Raw genomic sequence first — 1,860 nt, 5'->3', positions numbered from 1 at the left:
CTTCAGAACTAACACAGTGGACGCGAGCAACTGAGGACAAGCCCTCGGCCTATTAGTACCGGTCAGCTCCACCCATTACTGGGCTTCCACATCCGGCCTATCAACCCAGTCGTCTACTGGGAGCCTTACCCTCTCAAGGAGGTGGGAATACTCATCTCGAAGCAGGCTTCCCGCTTAGATGCTTTCAGCGGTTATCCCTCCCGAACGTAGCCAACCAGCCATGCCCTTGGCAGAACAACTGGCACACCAGAGGTTCGTCCGTCCCGGTCCTCTCGTACTAGGGACAGCCCTTCTCAATATTCCTGCGCGCACAGAGGATAGGGACCGAACTGTCTCACGACGTTCTAAACCCAGCTCGCGTACCGCTTTAATGGGCGAACAGCCCAACCCTTGGGACCGACTCCAGCCCCAGGATGCGACGAGCCGACATCGAGGTGCCAAACCATCCCGTCGATATGGACTCTTGGGGAAGATCAGCCTGTTATCCCCGGGGTACCTTTTATCCGTTGAGCGACGGCGCTTCCACAAGCCACCGCCGGATCACTAGTCCCGACTTTCGTCCCTGCTCGACCCGTCGGTCTCACAGTCAAGCTCCCTTGTGCACTTACACTCAACACCTGATTGCCAACCAGGCTGAGGGAACCTTTGGGCGCCTCCGTTACCCTTTGGGAGGCAACCGCCCCAGTTAAACTACCCATCAGACACTGTCCCTGATCCGGATCACGGACCGAGGTTAGACATCCAGCACGACCAGAGTGGTATTTCAACGACGACTCCACAACCACTGGCGTGGCCGCTTCACAGTCTCCCACCTATCCTACACAAGCCGAACCGAACACCAATATCAAACTGTAGTAAAGGTCCCGGGGTCTTTCCGTCCTTCTGCGCGAAACGAGCATCTTTACTCGTAGTGCAATTTCACCGGGCCTATGGTTGAGACAGTCGAGAAGTCGTTACGCCATTCGTGCAGGTCGGAACTTACCCGACAAGGAATTTCGCTACCTTAGGATGGTTATAGTTACCACCGCCGTTTACTGGCGCTTAAGTTCTCAGCTTCGCAACCCCGAAAGGTCACTAACCGGTCCCCTTAACGTTCCAGCACCGGGCAGGCGTCAGTCCGTATACATCGCCTTACGGCTTCGCACGGACCTGTGTTTTTAGTAAACAGTCGCTTCTCGCTGGTCTCTGCGGCCACCCCCAGCTCAGAGTGCAAGACTCATCACCAGGTGTGGCCCCCCTTCTCCCGAAGTTACGGGGGCATTTTGCCGAGTTCCTTAACCATAGTTCACCCGAACGCCTCGGTATTCTCTACCTGACCACCTGAGTCGGTTTAGGGTACGGGCCGCCATGAAACTCGCTAGAGGCTTTTCTCGACAGCATAGGATCATCCACTTCACCACAATCGGCTCGGCATCAGGTCTCAGCCTTAACGTGTGACGGATTTGCCTACCACACGGCCTACACCCTTACCCCGGGACAACCACCGCCCGGGCTGGACTACCTTCCTGCGTCACCCCATCGCTTACCTACTACCACCTTGGTTCGCCGGCTCCACCACTTTCCATTCCCCGAAGGGTCCGGAACGGCTTCACGGGCTTAGCATTAATGGGCTCGATATTGGGCGTTTCAAAGCGGGTACCGGAATATCAACCGGTTGTCCATCGACTACGCCTGTCGGCCTCGCCTTAGGTCCCGACTTACCCTGGGCAGATCAGCTTGACCCAGGAACCCTTAGTCAATCGGCGCACACGTTTCTCACGTGTGTATCGCTACTCATGCCTGCATTCTCACTCGTGAACCGTCCACAACTCGCTTCCGCGGCTGCTTCACCCGGCACACGACGCTCCCCTACCCATCACA

Annotated in this window: 1 rRNA gene; it reads right to left on the bottom strand. The window is 56.7% G+C overall.

What is annotated here, in order from left to right:
• Positions 1–32: 32 nt before the first annotated feature.
• Positions 33–1,860, bottom strand: a 23S ribosomal RNA gene (locus KV205_RS35890); the annotation flags it as partial.

Origin of the sequence: Streptomyces sp. SKN60 (genome assembly GCF_026236535.1) — a bacterium.
In the GTDB taxonomy this organism is placed as follows: Bacteria; Actinomycetota; Actinomycetes; order Streptomycetales; family Streptomycetaceae; genus Streptomyces.
The sequence above is the reverse complement of the archived record's forward strand: the minus strand, read 5'-3'. Positions and strand labels throughout refer to the sequence as shown.